This is a genomic window from Providencia sp. R33 (genome assembly GCF_019343475.1).
Classification (GTDB): Bacteria; Pseudomonadota; Gammaproteobacteria; order Enterobacterales; family Enterobacteriaceae; genus Providencia.
The window spans coordinates 3,995,145-4,014,757 of record NZ_CP072453.1; the positions used below are offsets into that span (position 1 = coordinate 3,995,145).

General features: G+C 39.3%; 21 protein-coding genes. 1 reads left to right on the forward strand and 20 read right to left on the reverse strand.

The annotated features are described in order from the left end of the window. Positions 1 to 129 precede the first annotated feature (129 nt). Positions 130 to 1,011 (forward strand): LysR substrate-binding domain-containing protein, encoded by an 882-nt coding sequence (locus J6836_RS18745; protein WP_219245373.1) that lies wholly within the window; start codon positions 130 to 132, stop codon positions 1,009 to 1,011. Between the two features lie 63 nt (positions 1,012 to 1,074). Here the strand turns inward: J6836_RS18745 and J6836_RS18750 are convergent, their stop codons facing one another. From J6836_RS18750 to glnL, 20 genes are all read right to left on the reverse strand, one after another. Continuing rightward, positions 1,075 to 1,362 (reverse strand): helix-turn-helix domain-containing protein, encoded by a 288-nt coding sequence (locus J6836_RS18750; protein ID WP_219245374.1) that lies wholly within the window; start codon positions 1,360 to 1,362, stop codon positions 1,075 to 1,077. 48 nt (positions 1,363 to 1,410) lie between these two features. After that, entirely contained in the window at positions 1,411 to 1,659 is a 249-nt protein-coding gene (locus J6836_RS18755; protein ID WP_219245375.1) for a helix-turn-helix domain-containing protein, read from the reverse strand. A 269-nt stretch (positions 1,660 to 1,928) separates the two neighbouring features. After that, positions 1,929 to 2,924 carry a fimbrial protein gene (locus J6836_RS18760; RefSeq protein ID WP_219245376.1) on the reverse strand — a complete coding sequence of 332 codons (996 nt, stop codon included), beginning with the start codon at positions 2,922 to 2,924 and terminating at the stop codon, positions 1,929 to 1,931. Positions 2,925 to 2,926: 2 nt separating this feature from the next. Next, positions 2,927 to 3,196, reverse strand: a complete 270-nt coding sequence (locus J6836_RS18765; protein ID WP_219245377.1) for a helix-turn-helix domain-containing protein — start codon at positions 3,194 to 3,196, stop codon at positions 2,927 to 2,929. A gap of 48 nt (positions 3,197 to 3,244) precedes the next feature. Then, complete coding sequence (locus J6836_RS18770) at positions 3,245 to 3,742, reverse strand: fimbrial protein (protein WP_219245378.1); 498 nt, start codon at positions 3,740 to 3,742, stop codon at positions 3,245 to 3,247. A gap of 16 nt (positions 3,743 to 3,758) precedes the next feature. Beyond that, entirely contained in the window at positions 3,759 to 4,277 is a 519-nt protein-coding gene (locus J6836_RS18775; RefSeq protein WP_219245379.1) for a fimbrial protein, read from the reverse strand. A gap of 10 nt (positions 4,278 to 4,287) precedes the next feature. After that, the gene (locus J6836_RS18780; RefSeq protein WP_219245380.1) at positions 4,288 to 5,265 is read right to left on the reverse strand and encodes a fimbrial protein; all 978 of its coding nucleotides are present in this window, start codon (positions 5,263 to 5,265) and stop codon (positions 4,288 to 4,290) included. Between the two features lie 14 nt (positions 5,266 to 5,279). Further along, a complete protein-coding gene (locus tag J6836_RS18785; RefSeq protein WP_219245381.1) occupies positions 5,280 to 7,802 on the reverse strand; it encodes a fimbria/pilus outer membrane usher protein in 2,523 nt (840 codons plus the stop codon). Between the two features lie 25 nt (positions 7,803 to 7,827). Next, positions 7,828 to 8,496: a fimbrial biogenesis chaperone gene (locus tag J6836_RS18790; protein ID WP_219245382.1), complete on the reverse strand. Its 669-nt coding sequence runs from the start codon at positions 8,494 to 8,496 to the stop codon at positions 7,828 to 7,830. 57 nt (positions 8,497 to 8,553) lie between these two features. Next, positions 8,554 to 9,078 carry a fimbrial protein gene (locus J6836_RS18795; RefSeq protein ID WP_219245383.1) on the reverse strand — a complete coding sequence of 175 codons (525 nt, stop codon included), beginning with the start codon at positions 9,076 to 9,078 and terminating at the stop codon, positions 8,554 to 8,556. Between the two features lie 567 nt (positions 9,079 to 9,645). After that, positions 9,646 to 9,903: a helix-turn-helix domain-containing protein gene (locus J6836_RS18800; protein ID WP_219245384.1), complete on the reverse strand. Its 258-nt coding sequence runs from the start codon at positions 9,901 to 9,903 to the stop codon at positions 9,646 to 9,648. Positions 9,904 to 10,020: 117 nt separating this feature from the next. Further along, positions 10,021 to 10,290, reverse strand: coding sequence for a helix-turn-helix domain-containing protein (locus tag J6836_RS18805; protein ID WP_219245385.1), 270 nt, complete (start codon positions 10,288 to 10,290; stop codon positions 10,021 to 10,023). 195 nt (positions 10,291 to 10,485) lie between these two features. Next, entirely contained in the window at positions 10,486 to 10,983 is a 498-nt protein-coding gene (locus tag J6836_RS18810; protein ID WP_219245386.1) for a fimbrial protein, read from the reverse strand. 16 nt (positions 10,984 to 10,999) lie between these two features. Beyond that, positions 11,000 to 11,518, reverse strand: a complete 519-nt coding sequence (locus tag J6836_RS18815; RefSeq protein WP_219245387.1) for a fimbrial protein — start codon at positions 11,516 to 11,518, stop codon at positions 11,000 to 11,002. A 9-nt stretch (positions 11,519 to 11,527) separates the two neighbouring features. After that, positions 11,528 to 12,577 carry a fimbrial protein gene (locus J6836_RS18820; RefSeq protein ID WP_219245388.1) on the reverse strand — a complete coding sequence of 350 codons (1,050 nt, stop codon included), beginning with the start codon at positions 12,575 to 12,577 and terminating at the stop codon, positions 11,528 to 11,530. Beyond that, positions 12,574 to 15,096, reverse strand: coding sequence for a fimbria/pilus outer membrane usher protein (locus J6836_RS18825; RefSeq protein ID WP_219245389.1), 2,523 nt, complete (start codon positions 15,094 to 15,096; stop codon positions 12,574 to 12,576). The genes J6836_RS18820 and J6836_RS18825 overlap by 4 nt, the downstream gene beginning before the upstream one ends. A gap of 24 nt (positions 15,097 to 15,120) precedes the next feature. Beyond that, the gene (locus tag J6836_RS18830; protein ID WP_219245390.1) at positions 15,121 to 15,789 is read right to left on the reverse strand and encodes a fimbrial biogenesis chaperone; all 669 of its coding nucleotides are present in this window, start codon (positions 15,787 to 15,789) and stop codon (positions 15,121 to 15,123) included. Between the two features lie 57 nt (positions 15,790 to 15,846). After that, on the reverse strand, positions 15,847 to 16,377 hold the full coding sequence (locus tag J6836_RS18835) for a fimbrial protein (RefSeq protein WP_219245391.1): 531 nt from the start codon (positions 16,375 to 16,377) through the stop codon (positions 15,847 to 15,849). 606 nt (positions 16,378 to 16,983) lie between these two features. Continuing rightward, positions 16,984 to 18,456, reverse strand: a complete 1,473-nt coding sequence (glnG, locus tag J6836_RS18840) for a nitrogen regulation protein NR(I) (RefSeq protein ID WP_219245392.1) — start codon at positions 18,454 to 18,456, stop codon at positions 16,984 to 16,986. A 9-nt stretch (positions 18,457 to 18,465) separates the two neighbouring features. Next, positions 18,466 to 19,515 (reverse strand): nitrogen regulation protein NR(II), encoded by a 1,050-nt coding sequence (gene glnL, locus J6836_RS18845; RefSeq protein ID WP_219245393.1) that lies wholly within the window; start codon positions 19,513 to 19,515, stop codon positions 18,466 to 18,468. Between the last annotated feature and the right edge of the window lie 98 nt (positions 19,516 to 19,613).

Below are 19,613 nucleotides of genomic sequence, written 5' to 3' on the forward strand. Positions count from 1 at the left end.
GCTTCTGTGCGACGGATAACTACCGTAATATCACAATTAGCTAGCTCAAGTAGTTGTTGAGCAAGAGTATGCGTGTTTTAAATTATTTTTTAAAACGATATAAAATTCGATGAGCCAAAAGAAAATCTTATGTCAGGAAATTATCGTCATCGCCTTCCGCTGAATGCACTTCGCGCATTTGAGGCGTCTGCTCGGCATTTAAGTTTTACGCGAGCGGGGCTGGAATTGAATGTGACTCAGGCTGCGGTAAGCCAGCAAGTTCGCTTGTTGGAGGAGCAATTAGGGTTAGAGTTATTTATTCGCTTATCAAGAGGTTTGGCGTTAACAGATGAAGGCTTGGCTTTATTGCCCGTATTGAGCCGTTCTTTTGATCAAATCGAGGCATTATTAACGCAATTTGAAGATGGCCATTACCATGAAGTACTGAGTATTTCGGTGGTAGGTACCTTTGCTGTCGGCTGGTTGTTACCCCGTTTAAGCAAGTTTTCTAACTTATATCCCTATATCGATTTGCGGATTATGACCCACAATAACGTGGTCAATTTGGCGGCAGAGGGTGTTGACTTTGCCATCCGCTTTGGTGAGGGCTTATGGCCATTGGTGGAAAATACACCTTTATTTTCGACTTCCCATACGGTGTTATGCACAGAAAAAGTTGCTGTCAATTTAGCATCACCACTGGACTTAAAAGACCACAATTTACTGCGATCTTATCGTAAAGATGAGTGGGAAAAATGGTTTTTTGCCGCACAAATAGATCCATGGCGAGTGAAAGGGCCTGTGTTTGACTCTTCGCGCTTAATGGTTGAAGCGGCGATACTCACAGATGGTGTCGCATTAGTGCCAAGTTGTATGTTTGAGCATGAACTCAGCGCTGGAACGCTTGTTCAGCCTTTTGATATCGGGGTCACATTGGGTGGTTACTGGCTAAGCCGTTTAAAGTCAAAGCCGATGACTTCAGCAATGAATATTTTCCAGCAATGGATACTAGCAGAGGCACAACATTGTTAAGCCAGCACAATAATGTGACTGGCTTAGGTGGGGGTATTTTGCAGCTTATCTGAATGGTATGCTTTAAAATACGAGCGTTTCGGCCTCATAGAAACTTTTTTTGTCATGAATAACATTGTTGGCATGATGTAATGGATTATAGTCAGAGAAAAAGTAGGCGGGGTCGATATCGAATATTTGGCAAAGTTGGAATAGCGTATCAACATGGATATTTACTTCCCCATTTTCATAGCGAGATTGATGTTGTTGGCTAATACCTAACAAAGCACTGAGCTCCTTGCCACTCATGCCGTAACTTTCTCTTAATGACCTAATTTTCACACCTACTGATGTGGATATTTTTTTGCTCATAATATGCCTTAATAAATAGTTAATTAATATTCCATTGGGTGTTTTTACTTATTCTAATTTTGTTAATTCTTTTATGTCTTTATTAGATAGTAAATCATAAAAGTTAACTTCAAAGTAATTAACATATTGTGCTAAACGATCTAAATTAATGCGATTTATCCCCCGTTCGTATCTTGATTGTTGTTGTTCACTAATCCCAAAATCATTAGCAATTTTAGATAATGGAATTCCTTTCATTTTCCGATAATAAGTTATTTTACGACCGACTAATTTTGATGCAGGGTAATATTTCTGCATGGTAGACTCCTTTTATATCGATAAAACTATTTAAAAGTGATTGGTTTGATATAAAAAAGGATATTAACTAAAAGTTAGATTTTTATATTAAGTTATTACTCTAGCAAAGAGTAATTGGTATTAACATAGGGTTTAATTATTAAATTTTGAAAAATTAACTTGATATTAAAATTCAACCAAATTAATTCCAAATTGAAACATAATACTCACTATTTGACATGTATAAAAAATTCTTATTAATAAATAAATGCTGATGAGTATAATTTCGATTATTCATATCTGATGTTTATAGTTGCTGTACTATTTGCAGTACCAGGTGTTATTTTATTCGCAGTTTTGACATAGCGCGCTTTCCAATTGAAGTTATAATCGCCATTTGCAACATTGTTTTGCAACGTGAATTTTGAATTGAGTTTTATCGGATTACTATTTCTGTCTAATAACTGGATTGCTACACCCGTTGCTTGGCCTTGACCAGATAGCTTAATTTTCCCTGTGTTGGTATCAACATACCCGGCACTACTTGTGACCGTGACTTTTAGATTTGTACCCGCGGCACAACTTAGCGTGACAGGGATGTTGTAGCTGTTGCTAAAACTACCAATGCTTGAAAACTGTGTATCATGCCAAGTTCCTAAGTTAACATTGTAACTGTTGGCTTTTGTCGAACACCGTAATACATTGATTTTTATTGCATTCGCTGGAATATTCAACGATGTAAGATTCCAAGTACTGTTATATGGTGCGGGATTTCGCTGTGTTAATCTACCTACAAGCCCTGATTTTAAGCTGCCTGCTTGCGTGACTTGCCCTGTTTTTTTGATAGTAATCGTCCAATATGGATTAGGTATGCCCCAAGCGGCGGGATTATCTGCTGTTGGTGGCCCATAGCGTGTATTTAAGAAACCGATTTCTGTTGCTTTCACTTGAATGCTGATACCGGGTATATTACTGGCAGCAATTTTATTCCCATTTGGTACCCAGCCATTGACATAATCAGCATATAAATAGGCATTCCCGCATTTGCCATTACTCATTGGGCCAGAATATGTGTTGACTCGTGAGCTTTTAAAGTTGACTTGAATAGTCGCTAAATCGCGAGCTCCTGCATCATCATATTGAAGTGAATATGTTCTTGCAGGCACATTAACTACAACATTGTTTAAATTAGGATTTTGGATACAAGCAGCATTAGCGTAACCTGCATTTAATAATATTAATGCAGGCAGTATTTTATAGTTAAATATTCTTTTTTTGATTTTCATTGCTATTTATACATTAATGAATAAGTTTCAGTTATTTTCATTTTTTCTTCATTTGAAAAATTAAAGAAATGAATGAGTTCTGTTTCGAAAAAAGTTGCATATTGGTTTAATCTATCTAAATTAATACGATTAACCCCCCTTTCATAACGGGACTGCTGCTGTTCACTAACACCAATTATTTTGGCCAGCTCATGCAGGGACATGCCTTTCATTTTTCGATAATAAGTTATTTTATTTCCAATGATTCTAGATATTGGATAACATTCAGGCATTTATCACCTCTAATTTGGAATAGAAAAACGTATTATTTATTAACGTTGTTAATTGTAAGTAAAATTAAATTCTAAATGACTTCGAAAAGACCCTGGCTCCATACCACTGCCATAACCAGCTACACGAGCGGAAAATGGGAATTCCACACTACGAGTTTGGCTATTGATGGGAATGGTTATTTTGGCATTATTTTTAAGGGTGGTTTTGCTAGTACCATCCGCTAAATTCAAGGCGACATTTTTTGCCGTGCCGTTATTAATAAAATAGTCAGGTGTGGTGGTATCGGGTGTGCCAGATAAAGTCATCACTGCTTCTTTCGTTGCCACAGGGCAGTTTTTTAATTTTACTGAAAAATCGACCCAAGAGGATTTTTGAGTTGCCTTAATATTCCAAATATTAATTTTTTTCAGGTCAATCACATAGTTTGTGGTTTCTAATTCACACGGCATTGCGGTGACATAGCCACGGACATTAATATTGATTTGCTGGTCAGCTGCAAATAGTGAGCTGGATACCAGCAATAATGAAAGCATCATTTTTTTCATGATTTTCTTCCTTTACTTATAAGTAGGTAATCGTGGCGGTAATATTGGCTAAAATTGACCCAGGTACTACATTACCCACAGCACTGTAAGCACGGGTGCGTAATGGGATTGCAATATCAGGTTGTCCATTTAGCGGTACCTGCAATACTTTTAAATTACCTAAGGGTGTTACACCGTTATTACTTTGTAATTGCACAGCAACATTTTTTGCGGTACCTAAGTTTTTATATAAACTACTGGTGGTATCCCCTGTTTCAGCTGTGCCAGTAAAGGTCAGTTTGATTTGGTTTACAAATGACGAGCAGTTATTTAAATTAATATTAAAGCTTTTCCAAGCAGAACCTGTTTGAGGGTTATTAAATGTATCTACAGGTAATTGCTTTAAATCAATATCAATATTATTACCACCAGAGATATTACAGGTGGCAGCTTTAATATTACCTGTGAAATTAACCACAACATCATTTCCTGCAAATGATGAAAAAGGTAGGGTAAGTAATTTTAACGATAAAATAGTGAGCAATATTTTTTTCATACAATTATTCCTATTCATAGCGAATATTAATTGTGGCAGTACCATTTGCAGGGCCTGGGGTAATTTTATCAGCGGTTTTAATGTAACGCGCTTTCCAGCCGAAAATATAATCGCCTGCGGCGACATTATCCCTTATGGTTCGCTTACTGTTTAAAGGGATAGGGTTTTTATTGGTGTCGACAATTTGTATAGCAACCCCTGTGGCTTTATCTGCTCCCCCTGACAAGGCTAATTGGCCTTGTGTTGCATTAATGGTACCGCTGGTTGCAGTGATGGTTGCTTTAATATTGGTGCCTGCCAGACAGGTTAAAGTAATGGGGATATCGACTTCTGTACTGGTGCTACCAACTGTAGGGAATTGAGTATCATACCAATCACCTAAGTTAATCGTCGGAACAGGGCTTTTTAATGAGCAGCTTAATACATTTATACGAATTGCATTAGCAGGCATATTCAGAGTCGTTAAATACCATGTACTGACAGGTGAGCTATTTGTTTGAGTTAAGCGTGCGACGGAACCGGCACGAATTGTATTAGATGTGGTAACTTGCCCTGTTTTTTTGATCGTGATAATCCACGATGTGCTAAATATTTCCCATGGATTTTTAGTTGGGTTGGATGGCCCCCATACTTGATCAAAGTCACCAATAGCAGCAGTTTGTACGCTGAGACCTATACCAGGTATATTACTTGGCGCAATTTTATTCGTTGGAACCCAATTGTTAATAAAGTTGCCACGAAGATACGAGGTACCACAAGTCGAACCATCTAAATATGTATATGAAGATGCTCCTGATAAATAACGAACATCCAATTGTCCGAGATCTCTTGAAGATAAATCATCATACTGAATATTATATGTTGCTGATGGAATATTGACTTGAATATTATTAAAATTAGGGTTTTGTGTGCAGCCTGCTTCAGCATACCCGGAATATAAATACATACACCCTACTGCTAATATCGAGTGATAAATTAATTTATTCATGATTTATTTCCTTATTACCGGCAAACTGCAGTAGTTTTATATAAACCCATATAATTTGAAATCCCTGCTAAGTTATAATTCACTTGGCATTGTTGTTTCTCATTATATTGAATAATAAATTGACCACTTTCTGCTAAACCGGATAAATACACTTCACCATCATTACCGACTAGGCTATTTAATTGGTTGTTATCGTTAAAGATGGCCTGCGCTCCAAATGGCACTGGCTTACCGTCTGCAAAGGTGAGCGCCATAATCGCGCGGTAACCGACATTCGCCGCAAAGCTGGCTTTCACTAAGGCACCACGGCTCGGTGCGACAGTTTGGCTGGTTAACTCCATTTCGGTATTATTGGGTAACGAGGAAGTATCGATATCCACGGCATTTTTGCGGTAGGCCGTCACGTACGGTACTAACGCATAACCTTGGTTATTCGTCACCACGCCCGCTTGGTTCATAATCGGTACATCCCCTGCATTCGGGATTTCTACAATGGCGGCAGTCTCACCCAACTGCTGCCCTAATACTAACCCGTTCGAGTGTGCAACTAAGCTGCCGTTCACCCCGTAATACAGGTTGTAGTTGTCTTTGCTGTAACCCGAACCACCAGAAACTTCACCGTATTGCCCTTTATAGGAGGCATTCAAGTTACCTGTAGTTCCTGTCTCTTGGTTGGTAAAGCCTTGTTGCATACTCCAATTTAAACGGTTATTCAGCTGGGATGCAGAAACCCCCATGCTGCCTGTGCTGGAGTCTCGGCTACTGTGATTGCTGACAAAGTTGATGTACGCGGTATCATCAAATAAACTAAACGGAATATTGACCGAGAATGTGAATAAGTGGTCTTCATCACTCTGATTTTTCGTTCCCGTTGTGTATGAATAACTGCTGGTGTTCTTGTTATAGGTATAGTTCAGCCCATAGCTGATCCCTTGCCAGCTATTGTTATAACCCAGCGTAGCAGACTGCGTTTTGCGGTCGCTATTCCAATAATCTTCGTTAACATAACCCGCTGAAATTGAACCGTAAGTATCTCCCAGATTTTGGCTCAAGGTAATTTCCCCGCGATTACGGCGGCGTTCGATTTCAGGCACATAGTTGGTATCACGGAAGGTATCGAACACTTCCGATAAGCTGTAAAACCCTTCTGTGGAATAGCGATAACCCGCGAGCGCAATATTGGTGCCGATATCATTTAGGTTTTTGTTATAGCGAAAACGGTAAGATTGCCCGCGTTCTTTGATGTCGCTACGCAACTTAGCGTAGGACTGGGTGACGTCAATAGACACTGCCCCAAATTGACCTAAGTTTTGCCCCGCCCCTACTGAATAGGATTGATAATCTTCACTTAACTGGCTACCACCGTAGGCGGTTACGCCGTGGGGTAAGCCATAAATCAAGGTAAACTGGCCAAATTTGGTTTTATCTACGTTGCTATCATAAGAGCGATATTCACCCGCGGTGGCGCTATAGGCTAAATACCCTTCGCGTTGTAATACAGGGAGTGACGCAAACGGCACGATCTGCACTTGTTCGCTGCCATTCGACTCTTTTATCGTCACATGTAAGTCACCGCTGCTCCCTGTCGGGTACAGATCGCTGATCTCAAACGGCCCTGCGGCCACGTCTGTTTGGTAAATGGTATACCCATTTTGGCGAATGGTAATTTGCGCATTACTGCGCGCTATTCCGCGGACCACCGGGGCATAACCGCGTAAACTTTCGGGGTACATATCGTCATCCGTGGCGAGCTGTGCCCCACGAAATGGCACGCTGTCAAACACTTGAGATGGCGATGTGCTATCTCCTAGTATTAACTGGCTTTTTAGGCTGTTGATCCCTCGGGAGGCATAGGTGTAAATGGTGTCCCATTTATTGGATTGCCCGCTGCTATTTGACCATGTGGTGTAGTTACGCAGGCGCCATGCCCCAATATTAATACCCGGGCGTAGGTTCACATAGTTTGACGTGGTATCTTCGCCGCCTTTACGGTCAGTATTTTTCGACCCACTGTAGCTGTAATTGAGCAGTAGGGCGGTGATGCCATTGTCGATATCCGCTAAATCCACGTAACCCCGTGGGTTTTTCGCCAGTGCGATTTGTGGAATGCTCAAATATAGGCGCTGAGAATCAAAATCAAAGTCACTTTTTGCATCAGGAATAATGGCTAAATTGACACAGCCATTTTGGGTGTTATTTAATTCAGGGTAATCCGCAATTTTAATATCAAAACTTTTTAAATCGTCCAGTGTTAAACAAGGGGCTAATTTATTGTCGCTATTTTTATCGAACTTTAAGTTTTTTGCGCCAATTAAATTGGTGTTCACATAAATATCGACATAATAACTGCCGGCTAATTGTTGGTTATTTTCAAATTGGCTTAAATCTACCGCATCTTTATTGGGCAGCTCTAAAAAATCGGGGTCAAAATATGTTTTTCCCTCAGCCGTATTACTGTTGGTCGGGTTCTCCGCGTACAAAGGTACCGTATAGCCTAAATAAATGAATAGGCTAAGGCATATTTTATTTATTTTCATGTTCACAACCTACAAAGATATTGGGCTATATTTTTGCTTCAGACGCCTCAGCGGCAGAGCCATAATCATTGATCACTTCCCATTTCACGGTGCCGTGAGCGGCGTTGTCATTGATGCCGAAAGTCGCGCTAGAAAAGGGAGCCGCATAGGAAACATCACTCACTTTTTTGCCATTAAAGGTAATGCTTTGGAAATTCATAAAATACGGTGTTGGGTTTTTTACCGTTAATTGATTACCCGATTTAGACCATGTCAGCTTTTTTTGTTGTTCTTCAAAGTTCACGTCTTTAATCGTTGAAGGGCGGTAAATCAATTTCATTTGCGTTTTAAAGGCAATCTGCAAAGAGTTTTCCGTGCGCTCGGTAGCAGGAATAGTTTTAATATTTAGCCAAAATAAAGACTCTTTATCTTTGGGTAAGGTGTTAGCAGTTAAAAAGATACGCAGTGCATTGGTTTTATCGGCATTTAATCTAAATAATGGCGGTGTAATAGTAAAATCCGATTGTTTTTTCTCGTCGATACCATCAATCCACGATTGAATTAAGTAGGGGATTTTATCGGGGTTTTCGACACTGATACTGACATCTTTATTCCCTTCATTATAAATAACGCGAGTACCGCCAATAATCACGCCAGCGTTAGCCGTTTGCATAAATAAGAATAAAGACATAAAAAAACAAATTAAGCGTTTCATATTATCACCTAGTAATACAGGAATAAGGTTTAAGTCCGTTTAAACCTTAAAGTCCAATTAGTTATAATTGATTGTGAACGTTGCTGTGCCGTTAGCAGGACCGGTTGTCACAGTGTCAGACTTAGCAATATAACGCGCTCTAAAATCTAAGTTATTTTCCACATTTTGCTTTAATGGGTAGTTTTTAGATGCAGTAAACAATGGAACAATCGTATTCAGATCATCCGTAATTTGGATACCCACGCCTGTTGCAACACCTGCTTCTTCTTTCAGCTTGATGACAGTGTCATCACCTAAATAGGAATCTGCATCGAATTTTACTGACGCAGTTGTGACAGTCGCTGGGCAGTTAATTAATTTGATGGTGAATTTAGTGGCAGAGGCAGTGCTTCCTGTACTTGGTAATGCAGTTTTAGACACTTTACCTAAGTTCACTTTTAAGGCATCAGAGCTAGCTGCTAATTCACATGCTTGGTCGGTAATTTCACCAGTAAAATCGATAGTGCCGTCAGCAGCGAATGCATTATTAATAGCAAAAATAGACGACGTCGCAATTAACGTTGCGATGATATTCTTTTTCATTTATGACTCTCCAAGGAAGATATTTTATTTGATTTTATTGAGTGCGGGGTAAATATCAGCCTACTCAATTGGAGAGTATTTTGTGGTTATTTTTTTAAATAAACAAGTCACCGGAAAAATAGCATTAAATAATAATTTAATTTTATTTTTGGTTGTTTTAAAATAGAAAACACATTATGTGTTAGAGAATGGGGTTATATTTTAAAATAAAAGAATTTTCATTTTTTATTCATGAGTCACTAAAGTTAAATAAAAATAAAAAACCAGTAATAATTTTAGCATGATTTTTAAGTTTTATTCCTCTCGCATAATGTGATTTTTGGGTTTTTAATCTTAAGTCAAATTTTATTTTTGTTTAAAAAGATGGGGAAATAACAGAAAATAATGATTGGTATTGTATTATCTGAAAAGGTTACTCAAAATAGTATGGTCGAATTACGGTATTTTTATAAAAACATCTTCATTATTGCTAAAAGTGCTTACGGTCATATGATAAAAAAATCACGATATAGAAGATGTTTATTTTAGTCGTTAATTTTTAGGTTTTAATCATAAAGTGAAATTAACCTATTTGTAGAGGAAATAGTGCTGTTTGGGTGATAATAATAGCTCCGCTTCAATAAGTTGTTTATTGATGAGTTGGCACTTAGGGCTTTGTTCTTCAGGCGGAGGGATAAAATCAGACATGAGTTCTTCTACACTGACCTCAAAGATTTCAGCAATACGAAATAACGTATCAACATGAATGCGTATCTCCCCCAGTTCATGGCGTGATTGATGCTGTTGGCTAATGCCTAAAAGGTTACTTAATTCTTGAATACTCATTTGGTGGTTTTTTCGTAATAAGCGGATCTTAGTGCCAATAACTTTTGATGTTTTTTATTCATTAACTGTTCTTACCTGATTTGATTAATTTGTTTGTTATTCAGACGGAAAATAAGTTTAGAATTTATTATCAACTATGTGTTTTTTTATCTTTTCTTTATCATTTTCACTAAAATGAAAAAATAAAGTTATATTGACTTCAAAAAAATCAGAATATTGCTTTAATCTGTCAATCGAAATGCGATTAATACCTCTCTCATAACGTAGTTGCTGTTGTTCACTAATGCCAATTTCTTGAGCAACATTAATTAATGAAAGCCCTTGTTCTTTTCTTAATGATCTTAATTTATGGCCAATGACTTCAGATACAGGATAACAACGAGGCATAATCTAACTCCTGATATATTGGTGCTTTTTAGTTATATTTACTTAGTTTACGTAAATATAAGTTTAGGTGTTTATTAATATACAGTAGTGGTAATAAATCAATTTAAATATTGATGAATTTATTGATCAGGCAACATATTATATATCTTTAAATGAACATCAAAATTAAATAGATATTAAAACTACGATTAATAATTAATGGTAGATAAAATTAAACTCTAAATGGCTACGAAAAGAACCGGGCTCCATACCACTGCCATAACCGGCTACGCGAGCAGAAAATGGGAACTCCACACTGCGAGTTTGGCTGTTCACAGGAATAGTGATTTTAGAGCCATTTTTGATAGTGGTTTTATTGGTCCTATCGGCTAAATTTAATGCCACATTTTTTGCTGTACCATTATTAATAAAGTAGTCTGGCGTAGTGGTATCTGGAGTACCTGATAAGGTCATAATGGCTTCTTTAGTTGCAACAGGGCAGTTTTTTAATTTTACCGAAAAATCCACCCATGGGGATTTTTGGCTATCACGAATATTCCAGATATTAATTTTTTTCAGGTCAATAACGTAGTTTGTGGTTTCGAGTTCACAAGGCATTGCGGTGACATACCCATGGACATTAATATTGATTTGCTGGTCGGCGGCAAACAAGGAGCCAGATACCAGCAATAATGAAAGCGCGATTTTTTTCACTATCTCTTTCCTTTTCTTATAAATAGGTAATGGTGGCGGTAATATTGGCTAAAATTGACCCCGGAACCACATTGCCCACGGCGCTGTAAGCACGGGTACGTAATGGAATCGCAATATCTGATTGTCCATTCAGTGGAACTTGTAAGGTTTTTAAATTCCCTAAGGGGGTTACCCCGTCATCACTTTGTAATTGCACGGCGATGTTTTTTGCTGTGCCTAAGTTTTTATATAAGCTATTGGTGGTGTCCCCAGTTTCCGCCGTACCTGTAAAGGTCAGTTTGATTTGGTTCACAAATTGCGAGCAGTTATTTAAGTTAATATTAAACGTATTCCAAGTAGAACCTGTTTGCGCACCATTAAAAATATCAATGGGCAAACGCTTTAAATCAATATCGATATTACTACCACCTGAAATATTACAGGTAGCGGCTTTAATATTGCCGGTGAAATTTAATATGACATTATCTTCAGCGTATGCATAAAAGCTCGTGAGCAAACTATTTATTATCAATAAGGAGTTTATTAAATTTTTCATTATTTAATCCTATTCATAACGAATATTAACAGTGGCTGAGGCATTCGCAGAGCCTGGTGTGATTTTATCTGCTGTTTTGATATAACGGGCTTTCCAGTTGAAGATATAATCGCCTTCTGAAACTGAATTTGCTTGATTAAATTTTTTATCCAACGTTATTGGGTTGTTATTGTTATCGAGTAGCTGTACAGCGATGCCTTTTGCACTATTTTCTTCGGTGGCTAAGTTAAGCCAGCCTGCTGTCGGAGAGGACGAACCATTGGTACTTTTCACGGTTACATTGATATTTGTATCAGGGTTACATTTTAGTGAAATTGGAATATCAACCATATCACTGGTATCCCCAATATTTTTAAATTGAGTATCGTACCAGTCACTTAAACTAATATTATAAATACTCTGATTTAACGAGCAATTAAGTACATTAATGTAGATAGAGTTAGGTTGAATAGTTAGTGTTGTGTTTAAATGATAAGCAGCGCCTGCCGCCGCATTACGATTACCTTTTGTGGCAATTAATCCACTATCAATATATCCAGATTTTATGACTTTGCCAGTTTGTTGTAAGGTCAAAGAAAAATAGACTGGTACCTCAGTATTTGGGGTGCCATAAGTAACACCCGCAGTTCCGGAGTAAGGAAACTGATTACTTGACATGCATGCTGGGCAATGAATTGCAACCATTCTAACATATTGAGAAATACCTGGAATATTTGTTTGTAAAGGTGTTTGAGATGTTTGGCCATTAGCATATAAACTTTGAAAAAAGACTTTTCCAATATTACTGTTCGTGTCACTGAGTCCTTTACATGGACTATTATAATCATTTCCATTATTATTTATATACATACCAAGAGGGATACTTGAAGTTGCTATTATCGTTTTTAAATTACCTGTAAAATTACTGTCGAATGGAACATTAATTTTATGAGTTCCACTAATTAATGCGGCACGAATCGGTTGCCCAATATAACAATCATAGGCGGCATTGGCTTTATTATTAACAATAAATAAGCCTAACGATAATAAAAAAATCTTTATTATGAGTTTCTTTTTCACTGACAAACTCCTTGAGTTTTATATAACCCCATATAATTCGAAATACCCGCTAAGTTATAATTCACTTGGCATTGTTGTTTCTCGTTATATTGAATAATAAATTGACCACTTTCTGCTAAGCCGGATAAATACACTTCACCGTCATTGCCGACAATGCTATTTAATTGGTTGTTATTATTAAATATGGCCTGCGCCCCAAATGGTACTGGCTTACCGTCTGCAAAGGTTAGCGCTATAATCGCGCGGTAACCGACATTCGCCGCAAAGCTGGCTTTGACGAGAGCGCCTCGGCTTGGTACGACGGTTTGGCTGGTTAACTCCATTTCGGTATTATTGGGTAGCGCCGAGGTATCAATATCCACGGTATTTTTACGGTAAGCCGTCACGTATGGCATTAACGCATAACCTTGGTTATTGGTTACTACACCCGCTTGGTTCATAATTGGTACATCCCCTGCATCAGGGATTTCCACAATGGCGGCGGTCTCACCCAATTGTTGGCCTAACACTAACCCGCCAGAGTGTGCGACGAGGCTACCATTGGCGCCGTAATACAGGTTGTAGTTGCTTTTGCTGTAACCTGTTCCACCCGAGATTTCACCATATCGCCCTTTGTAAGACGCATTGGCATTACCTGAGCCACCTTGCCCTTGGTTTGCTACACTTTGCTGCATGCCCCAATTTAAGCGGTTATTCAATTGTGAGGCCGAAACTCCCACACTGGCCGAACGAGCGCCTTCACTGCTGTAATTGCTGTTTAAATTGATATAGGCCGTATCTTCGAAGAAACTGAACGGAATATTGAGTGAAAGCGAGAACTGATGGTCATCTTCACTCTGCTTTTTACTGTTCGCACTATATGAATAGCTGCTGGTATTCTTGTTATAGGTATAATTTATGCCGTAACTGATACCCTGCCAGCTATTGTTATAGCCCAGTGTAGCGGACTGCGTTTTGCGGTCACTGTTCCAATAGTCTTCACTGACAAAACCCGCGGAAACGGATCCGTAGGCATCTCCTAAGTTTTGGCTTAAGGTGATTTCCCCTCGATTACGGCGACGCTCAATAGTCGGGGTGTAAGTGTTGTCACGGAAGGTGTCGAACACTTCCGATAAGCTGTAAAACCCTTCCGTGGAATAACGGTAACCCGCGAGCGCAATATTGGTGCCGATATCATTCAGGTTTTTGTTATAGCGAAAACGATAGGACTGCCCGCGCTTTTTGGTGTCATCACGTAGCTTCGCTTGGGATTGTGTGACGTCAATGGAGATGGCACCTAATACCCCAAAATTCTTCCCTGCCCCGATGGAGTAGGATTGGTAATCGTCACTTAACTGACTGCCGCCAAAAACGGTAGTGCCGTGGGGTAAGCCATAAATCAGTGTAAATTGGCCAAATTTGGTTTTATCCACGCTCTTATCATATGAACGGTATTCCCCAGCTGTGGCGCTATAGGCCAAATACCCTTCACGTTGTAATACAGGGAGTGATGCAAACGGCACAATTTGCACTTGTTCGCTGCCGTTCGACTCTTTTATCGTCACATGCAAGTCACCGCTGCTTCCTGTTGGGTACAGATCGCTGATTTCAAATGGCCCGGCAGCCACGTCCGTTTGGTAGATGGTATACCCATTTTGGCGAATAGTGACTTGTGCATTGCTGCGTGCGATTCCGCGTACTACGGGGGCATAGCCACGTAAACTTTCGGGGTACATATCGTCATCCGTGGCGAGCTGTGCCCCACGAAATGGCACACTATCAAAAACTTGAGATGGCGATGTGCTATCTCCCAGTATTAATTGGCTCTTTAAGCTATTGATCCCACGGGAGGCATAGGTGTAAATCGTGTCCCATTTATTGGGTTGCCCGCTGCTATTTGACCATGTGGTGTAGTTGCGCAGGCGCCATGCTCCAATGTTAATACCCGGGCGTAGGTTCACATAGTTTGACGTGGTATCGTCACCGCCTTGACGGTCATGGTTTTTCGACCCGCTGTAGCTGTAATTAAGCAGCAGAGCGGTGATGCCATTGTCGATATCGGCTAAGTCCACGTAACCCCGTGGGTTTTTCGCCAGTGCGATTTGTGGAATGCTTAAATATAGGCGCTGAGAATCAAAATCAAAGTCACTTTTGGCATCGGGAATAGCAGCCAAATTGACACAGCTATTTTGGCTATTATTTAATTCAGGATAATCTGCAACTTTAATATCAAAACTTTTTAAATCGTCCAGTGTTAAACAAGGGGCTAATTTATTGTCACTATTTTTATCGAACTTTAAGTTTTTTGCGCCAATTAAATTGGTGTTTACATAAATATCGACATAATAGCTGCCGGCTAATTGTTGGTTATTTTCAAATTGGCTTAAATCCACTGCATCTTTATTTGGCAACTCTAAAAAGTCGGGGTCAAAATACGCGCCTTCTTCTACCGAATTATTACCTGTAGAATTTTCTGCGTATAAAGGTACTGTATAGCCTAAATAAATGAATAGGCTAAGGCATATTTTATTTATTTTCATGTTTAGAACCTAAAAAATTTTGGGCTATATTTTTGCTTCAGACGCCTCAGCGGCAGAGCCATAGTCATTAATCACTTCCCATTTCACGGTGCCGTGAGCGGCGCTATCCTTCAGCTCAAAGGTTGTACTGGATAATGGGGTAGCGTAAGACACATCATTTACTTTTTTGCCATTAAAGGTAATGCTTTGGAAATTCATAAAATACGGTGTTGGGTTTTTTACGGTTAATTGATTACCCGATTTAGACCATGTCAGCTTTTTTTGTTGTTCTTCAAAGTTCACGTCTTTAATCGTCGAAGGGCGGTAAATTAATTTCATTTGTGTTTTAAAGGCAATCTGCAACGAGTTTTCCGTACGTTCGGTGGCAGGAATGGTTTTAATATTCAGCCAAAATAAAGACTCTTTATCTTTGGGTAAGGTGTTAGCAGTTAAAAAGATACGCAGTGCATTGGTTTTATCGGCATTTAATCTAAATAATGGCGGTGTAATAGTAAAATCCGATTGTTTTTCCTCGTCGATACCATCAATCCACGATTGAATTAAGTAGGGGATTTTATCGGGGTTTTCGACACTGATACTGACATCTTTATTCCCTTCATTATAAATAACGCGAGTGCCGCCAATAATCACGCCAGCATTAGCCATTTGTATAAAGAAAAATAAAGACATAAAAAAACAAATTAAGCGTTTCATATTATCACCTAGTAATACAGGAATAAGGTTTAAGTCCGTTTAAACCTTAAAGTCCAATTAGTTATAATTGATTGTGAACGTTGCTGTTGAATTTGCTTGACCGACACCGACTGAGTCAGACATCGCAATATAGCGCGCCGTAAAATCCAAGTTGTTGACTGTATTTTGTTTTAATTCATAATCACTAGACTCAGCAAACAGTGGAACGGTTGCACCGGTTACATCTTGAATTTGAATACCGACATTTTTAGCGGTTGTATTTGCCGTAGGGTCAGTTAACTCAAGCACATTGTTGTCTCCTGCGTAGCTGATAGCATCAAACTTAACGGTTGCGCTCGTGACTGTTTGTGGGCAATTTTTTAATTTAATGGTGAATTTAGTCGCGGCAGCTGTACTTCCTGTACTTGGTAAAGCTGTTTTTGACACTTTACCTAAGTTCACTGTGAATACATCTGAGCCTGTTGCCAGTTCACACGCTTGGTCGGTAATTTCACCGGTAAAATCGATAGTGCCGTCAGCAGCGAATGCATTATTCATAGCAAAAATAGACGACGTCGCAATTAACGTTGCAATGATATTCTTTTTCATTTATAGCTCTCCAAGGAAGATATTTTATTTGATGATATTGAGGGGGATTTAAATATCGCCTTTCTCAATTGGTATATATTTTGTCGTTTATTTTAATAATAAACAATATGCGAGTAATTTAGGTTTAATTGTTTTGTTTTTTGGATCTACGGGAGGTTTGTTTGGTATTCACATTATGGGTTGGGCGGTCTTTAACTAAGTTTTTTAAAATTCAAATTTGCTAATATTTGTTTTTAAAGCAGTAATGAAAATAAAAATTAAATGTTTAAATTAATTTTTAAATGGCATTTATATTTTATATTTCACGCATGATGTGTTCATGGGGTATTTAATGATTTTATTGATCTAAATAAGATGTGTGATGTTTGTGAAATATATCATTAATGTATTGCACTAAATAGAATATCTTATTTCAATGGTCGATATAAAGAATGAAATAGAATTTAGGTTGTCTGAAATGGATGGTTTTTATTTGTTCTAATATGAAACTTTAATACAAATTTGTCGTACCTTTACTTTTTAACTAATATAAAGAGGTAGAGTTTTCCTCTACTTCTTTTTAAATAATTGCCAAAATCAAGTAAAGTTACTTAATTTTAATGTGGTTTATTCGATGCCCAACTCTTTCAATTTACGGGTTAGGGTATTACGCCCCCACCCTAATAAACGTGCCGCTTCTTGTTTATGTCCATTGGTATATTTCAGGGCACAGTTAAGCATTGTGCGTTCTAATTGGGGTATTGCTTGAGTTAATAAATCTTCTTTACCTGTTTTTAATGCCTGATCTGCCCACTCTTCCAATAATTCAAACCACTGTACGTCGTAATTTGATTGGCGGTATGGCTGTGCGGTCTCTGTGCCCATATTAACCTGAGGCTTTGCAACGTTTGTGCTGTGCGCAGTATGTTCCTCCAGTAAATCATTGGGCAAATCTTGCGGTAAAATTTCTTGGCTTGCTGCCATAACAGTCAGCCAGCGGCAGACATTTTCCAATTGACGCACATTCCCTGACCAATAATAGCGTTGCAGAATTTTTTCACTATCTGGGTGTAATACCTTGCTTTCTACCCCTAACTCTTTTGCGGTATTTTGCAAAAAATAGTGTGCGAGGCGCGGGATGTCTTCTGTGCGTTCCCGTAATGGGGGGAGTTGCACTCGAATCACATTTAATCGGTGAAATAAATCTTCACGGAATAAACCTTCTTTGACCCGTTTTTCAAGATCTTGGTGGGTAGCGGCAATAATCCGTACATCTACTTTTACTGGGGTGTAGCCGCCAATGCGGTAAAATTGCCCTTCAGCAAGCACGCGCAATAATCGTGTTTGTACATCAAGGGGCATATCGCCAATTTCATCTAAAAATAGTGAACCGCGGTTAGCTTGCTCAAAGCGCCCTTGGCGAACTTGAGTTGCCCCCGTGAACGCCCCTTTTTCATGGCCAAAAAGTTCTGATTCGATGAGATCTTTTGGAATAGCTGCCATGTTCAAGGCAATAAAGGGCTCGTTAACTCGTGGGCTATGTTGGTGCAAAGCGTGAGCAACGAGCTCTTTCCCTGTGCCTGATTCACCGTTAATCAGTACGCTGATTGATGAACGAGATAAGCGACCGATAATGCGGTACACCTCCTGCATTGCAGGCGCTTCACCAATCATGGTGGATGAAACAATCGGCGCTTTTTGCTTTGTTTCACGACTGGTGTGGTTCTGTTCACGGCTATGATTTAACGCTCGTTCAACCAATGCCACGGTTTCATCGATATCAAACGGTTTAGGTAAGTAATCAAAGGCACCTGACTGATAGGCATTTACGGCAGCATCGAGGTCTGAGTGAGCCGTCATAATGATGATCGGTAAAAGGGGGTGTGATTGCTTAATGGTATTGAGTAGCTCAATACCATTGGTTCCAGGCATGCGAATATCGGATAACAAAACATCAGGGAGGGCGTTTTCCAATGCAGCAAGTACCGCATCAGCACTGTCAAAACAGGTGCAGACAAATTCTGCATTGTTGAGTGCTCGCTCTAGAACCCAGCGAATGGAACTGTCGTCATCTACGACCCAAATTTTTCCCTGTGACATGGTTATCCCCTATTTTTTGATGGGTAGATAAATAGAAAACTCAGTGTGCCCTGGCCAACTAGTAAACTCGATTTTCCCTGCGTGTTGATCCACTAAACTTCGGGCAATTGATAGTCCAAGCCCTGTCCCATTAGGTCGTCCACTTACCATTGGGTAGAAAAGTGTATCTTGAATAGCTAATGGAATACCCGGGCCGTTATCTTCGATATCAATACGTGCCGCTAGCCGATAACGCTCACCTTGTAACATGACTTGAAATGCGGTACGTGTGCGTAGCGTGATATGACCACCAGTATCTGCAAGGGCTTGTAGTGCGTTACGGGTGACGTTCAGCAAAACTTGCTCAATCTGATCGGGGTAATATTCCAAATCGGGCAGACTCGGATCATAGTCACGAATTAATGTGATGTTGTCGGGTTTTTCGAGCGAAACCAAGCGAGTGACATTTTCCATTATATGGTGGATGCTTTGCTGGGTTTTGGGACCCGGATATTGCGGTCCCAGTAATCTATCGACTAAGGCCCTTAAACGGTCAGCTTGTTCGATTATAACTTGAGTATATTCATTTAGTTGCGGGTCAGGTAGTGCCTTAGACAACAGTTGCGCAGCGCCTCGTAAACCGCCTAATGGGTTTTTGATTTCATGGGCGAGTCCACGAATAAGTTCACGTGCAGCAAGCTGTTGTGCATTTTGTACCAGCTCTTGGCTAAGGCGTCGCTGGCTGTCGAGTTGTGATAACTCGACTAAAATAAATTGTTCTGAAAATGGCTGTGCGCTGAATGACATCACGTGGGAATGGTTATTAAATACTAACGTGACTTCGTTTTCCGTAAAACTGTGGCCTTCTTTTAAGCTACTGAGCATCAATTCATCATTAAGCGAGCAATAGCTAAATAAAAGTGGAAGAGGGGTTCCGTATAGTTTGCGCTGGCTTTGGGTTAGGATTTGCAATGCAGCATGATTGGCGTAATGGATAACCAAATCGTAATCCAAAATAAGCACGCTATTAATGAGGGAGTCGAGAATTTGTTCGGGTGCTGGCAAATGTTCGGTTTTCATGTAATGTTGCTCCTGCACTATTTTGGTGCATTATACCTGATAGACCAAACAACCGATATTTGATTTTGCCTCTTTGGTGCAGTAGAGAGAAAAGGCCC